This window comes from Halorubrum sp. 48-1-W, assembly GCF_003287355.1.
In the GTDB taxonomy this organism is placed as follows: Archaea; Halobacteriota; Halobacteria; order Halobacteriales; family Haloferacaceae; genus Halorubrum.
This window is the reverse complement of record NZ_QMIM01000060.1, coordinates 1-4,447: the sequence shown is the minus strand read 5'-3', so window position 1 is coordinate 4,447 and position 4,447 is coordinate 1. Positions and strand designations below refer to the sequence as shown.

The following is a 4,447-nucleotide window of genomic DNA, read 5'->3' as shown; positions in this document are numbered from 1 at the left end:
GTCCTCGCGACTGGGGCTTTGGAGGTATTCACCTCGCCAGCAACGATCTCGTTCCACTCAAGTCGATCTCTCACGAAACAACTGTACTATTAGCGCGCGACGCTCAAGGCTGATCCGGCCGTGAGGTCACGAAACGAATACGGTGACAAAGTCCCATGACGCCCTAGTTAGGCCGTCTACGCCGCGTCGGCGAGTCGGACCGTTCGGCTCGCCTCGACCCACGCCAGCGGGTTCTCCGCCTCGAAGAGTACCACGTTGCCGTCGTCCTCGTACACCTCCACGTCGGCGTCGACCGCGTCGTGGCTGCCCGAGCGGTGCGTCCCGTCGTCCCGGCGAGGGTTCGAGGGCATGGACCGTGGTAAGTCGTTACACGATATATGCTTTTCCGTGAAGGTGAGTGTCACCGGTCGAGGGCGACGACGACCGACGGCGGCCGGGGCGAACGCCGGTCTTTTAGCCGGGTACGCCGAACGGAGCGTATGACTCAGTCGGGGCTCTCGGACTTCTCGTCGTCCGGCGGGACGGACGACGCCCGCGACGACCTCGCCGCCGCGGAGGCGAAGGTGGTCGCGGGCGGCGGACACGGACGCGTCAGCGACGTCGTCGACGTCGACGAGGCGAAGTTCCCGGAATCGACCGGCACCGTCGAGCTGATGATCACCCAGATAGACTACGCGGTCGAGGGGTACGGTAGCGACGAGTACCCCGTCGTCCACGTGTTCGGCCGACGGCCGAACCCCGACGGCGACGACACCGTCGAACACCTCCGCGTGCTCGGCGTCGAGCCGTACTTCTACGTTCCGACCGCGGAGCTCGATCGCGACCCGGTCGAGGCGTACGACGTCGTCATCGGCACCCGCGAGGAGGGCCCCGACGGCGAGCCGTACGAGAGCATCCGCGGCGAGCCGCTCACCCGGATCGTCACCCGGACGCCCCGCGACGTGGGGAACATCCGGGACGACTTCGAGACCACCTTCGAGGCGGACATCCTCTTCCCGAACCGCTTCCTGATCGACAACGGGCTCAAGGGCGGGCTCCGCGTCGAGGAGCGCAGGCTCGACGACGGCGAGGGAACGATCCAGGTCCACGAGGGGCACCTCGAACCCGCCGAGGTCGACGCCGAGATGCGGGTGAGCACCTTCGACATCGAGGTCGACGACCGCCGTGGGTTCCCCGAGGACGGCGAGGAGCCGATCGTCTGTCTCACGAGCCACGACTCCTACGACGACGAGTACGTCGTCTGGCTGTACGACGCGCCCGACGCCGAGGTGCCGCCGCCGGCTGACCTTCCCGACTACGAGGGGATCGTCGGCGACGGCGAGGAGATCGACTTCCGAGTCCGCACCTTCGAGGAGGAGGCCGCGATGCTCGACGCGTTCGTCGAGTACCTCAATGACACCGACGTAGATCTCATGACGGGGTGGAATTTCGAAGATTTCGACGCGCCGTACCTCCTCGATCGCATGGAGGTGCTCGACGATGGCAGTCAGTACGACCTCTCGATCGAACGGCTCTCCCGCATCGACGAGGTGTGGCGCTCCGGCTGGGGCGGCCCGGACGTCAAGGGCCGGGTCGTCTTCGACCTGCTGTACGCCTACAAGCGGACGATGTTCACGGAACTGGAGTCGTACCGGCTCGACGCGGTGGGGGAGCGCGAACTCGGCGTCGGCAAGGAGCGGTACGCCGGCGACATCGGCGACCTCTGGGAGCAGGACCCCGAACGCCTGCTGGAGTACAGCATTCGCGACGTGGAGCTGTGCGTGGAGATCGACCGAGCACAGGACGTGATCGCGTTCTGGAACGACGCCCGGAAGCTCGTCGGCTGTAAGCTCGAGGACGCGACGACGCCGGGCGACGCGGTCGACATGTACGTGCTCCACATGGCGTACGGCAACTTCGCGCTCCCTTCGAAGGGCCAACAGGAGGCTGAGGAGTTCGAGGGCGGCGCGGTTTTCGATCCGATCTCCGGCGTCCGGGAGATGGTGAGCGTGCTGGATCTGAAGAGTCTCTATCCCATGTCGATGGTGACGATCAACGCGTCGCCGGAGACGAAGGTCGACCCCGAGGAGTACGACGGCGAGACGTATCGGACCCCGACGGGCGTCCACTTCCGCAAGGAACCGGACGGGATCATCCGGGAGATGGTGAACGAACTCCTCGACGAGCGGGAGGAAAAGAAGGCGCTCCGGAACGAACACGACCCCGGAACCGAGGCGTACGAACAGTACGACCGACAGCAAGGAGCTGTCAAGGTTTTGATGAATAGTCTGTACGGCGTTTTCGGGTGGGATCGGTTCCGGCTATACGACCGAGAGATGAGCGCAGGCGTCACTTCGACCAATCGTGAGGTGATCGCGTTCACGGCCGACGTGACCGCCGAACTTGGCAGAGAAGTTACATATGGGGACACCGACAGCGTCATGCTTTCTCTCGATGACATCTCGAAAGAAAAAGCGATCGAGACCTCCTTCGACATCCAGGATCACATCAACGATCGGTACGACGACTTCGCGCGCGAGGAGTTGAACGCAGAGTTCCATCGCTTCCAGATCGAGTTCGAGAAGCTCTACCGGCGGTTCTTCCAGGCGGGCAAGAAGAAGCGCTACGCGGGCCACATCGTCTGGAAGGAGGGGAAGGACGTCGACGACATCGACATCACGGGCTTCGAGTACAAGCGGTCGGACATCGCGGGGATCACGAAGGAGGTTCAACAGCACGTCATCGAGACCATCGTCACGGGCGACGACATCGACGAGGACCTCGAAGCGATCACGACGTACCTCTCGGAGGTCATCGACGACTTCCTCGCGGGGAACGTCGACGTCGAGGAGGTCGGGATCCCGGGCGGGATCGGCAAGAAGCTCGACGCCTACGAGACGCCGACCGCACAGGTCCGGGGCGCACAGTACGCCAACGAGCTGCTCGGGACGAACTTCGGCAACGGGTCGAAGCCCAAGCGGCTCTACCTGAAGAAGGTCCACCCGGACTTCTGGGAGCGGATGGAAGGTGAGGAGGGGTTCGACCCCCAGCGGAACGGGCTCTACGGTGAGTTCAAACGCGATCCCGACGTGATCTGTTTCGAGTACGCCGACCAGATCCCCGAGGAGTTCGAGGTCGACTGGGAGAAGATGCTCGAGAAGACGCTGAAAGGCCCCATCGAGCGGATCATCGAGGCTCTCGGGACCTCCTGGGAGGAGGTCAAGACCGGCCAGGAGCAGACGGGACTCGGCTCGTTCATGTGAATCTTCGAAACTGCGTTTTCGTTCCTGAAAGAATTGTTCTCTAATTCGTGATTTTCGCCGGGATTTCCGTAACTATTAACCTCCGCAACCACCACAATACATCCACGAGGCATAACCCTACACATGGCAACTCTCGAGATAAGCGACCTACACGTGCGGGTGGCCGAAGAGGGCGGAGAACGGATCCTTCGAGGCGTCGACCTCGAAGTCGAGTCCGGCGAGATCCACGCGTTGATGGGTCCGAACGGCTCGGGGAAGTCGACGCTGGCGAAGGTCATCGCCGGCCATCCCGCCTACGAGGTCACGGGCGGGAGCGTCGCGCTCCACCTCGACGAGGCGGACCTGGCGGACGTCGACGCCGACCTCGACGACGAGGACTACCACTGGGAGCTCCTCGAGATGGAGCCCAACGAGCGCGCCGCCCTCGGGATCTTCCTCGGGTTCCAGTACCCCGCGGAGATAGAGGGCGTCACGATGACGAACTTCCTCCGACAGGCGCTCAACGCGAAGGCCGAGGAGCGCGAGGAACTGTTCGAGGACGAAGAGGAGGAGGAGGAGGCCGCCGACGACGCCGGCTACGACACCTCCCCGATGGAGGGTCCCGCCGACGACGGCGAGATCGGCGTCGCCGAGTTCCAGGAGATCCTCTCGGAGAAGATGGAGCTCCTCGACATGGACGAGAAGTTCATGCAGCGGTACCTCAACGCCGGCTTCTCCGGCGGCGAGAAGAAGCAGAACGAGGTGCTCCAGGCCGCGATGTTAGAGCCCGCGATCGCCGTGCTCGACGAGATCGACTCCGGACTCGACATCGACCGGCTCCAGGACGTCTCGAAGGGCATCAACGCGCTCCGCGACGAACAGGGAACGGGCATCCTCCAGATCACCCACTACCAGCGGATCCTCGACTACGTCGAGCCCGACCACGTCCACGTGATGTTGGACGGCGAGGTCGCGAAGAGCGGCGGTCCGGAGCTCGCGGAGAAGCTCGAGGACGAGGGGTACGACTGGGTCCGCGAGGACGTCTACGAAGCTGCGTAACTACTCGTGATTACACACCAACGCTATACACCCGGAGACGTAACTAACTGACATGAGTTCACAAGACCACCTGAAAGAGACCGACACCGAGGCGCGCTTCGAGTTCAAAAAGGAGGAGAAGTCCGCGTTCAAAAGCGAGAAGGGCCTCACCGAGGAGACGGTTCGCG

3 protein-coding genes are annotated in these 4,447 nt (G+C 63.5%); 2 read left to right on the top strand and 1 reads right to left on the bottom strand.

The window, feature by feature from the left end:
* Positions 1-176 precede the first annotated feature (176 nt).
* Complete coding sequence (locus DQW50_RS18290) at positions 177-350, bottom strand: hypothetical protein (protein WP_198664722.1); 174 nt, start codon at positions 348-350, stop codon at positions 177-179.
* Positions 351-479: 129 nt separating this feature from the next.
* Here DQW50_RS18290 and DQW50_RS17480 point away from each other — a divergent pair, with 129 nt between their 5' ends.
* A complete protein-coding gene (locus DQW50_RS17480) occupies positions 480-3,242 on the top strand; it encodes a DNA-directed DNA polymerase (protein ID WP_112080528.1) in 2,763 nt (920 codons plus the stop codon).
* Between the two features lie 123 nt (positions 3,243-3,365).
* A complete protein-coding gene (locus DQW50_RS17475; protein WP_112080527.1) occupies positions 3,366-4,280 on the top strand; it encodes an ABC transporter ATP-binding protein in 915 nt (304 codons plus the stop codon).
* Positions 4,281-4,447: the final 167 nt, after the last annotated feature.

Coding starts and splice junctions, on each gene's coding strand:
- DQW50_RS17475 (WP_112080527.1), top strand. CDS start 3,366: ATGGCAACTCTCGAGATAAGCGACCTACACGTGCGGGTGGCCGAAGAG.
- DQW50_RS17480 (WP_112080528.1), top strand. CDS start 480: ATGACTCAGTCGGGGCTCTCGGACTTCTCGTCGTCCGGCGGGACGGAC.
- DQW50_RS18290 (WP_198664722.1), bottom strand. CDS start 350: ATGCCCTCGAACCCTCGCCGGGACGACGGGACGCACCGCTCGGGCAGC.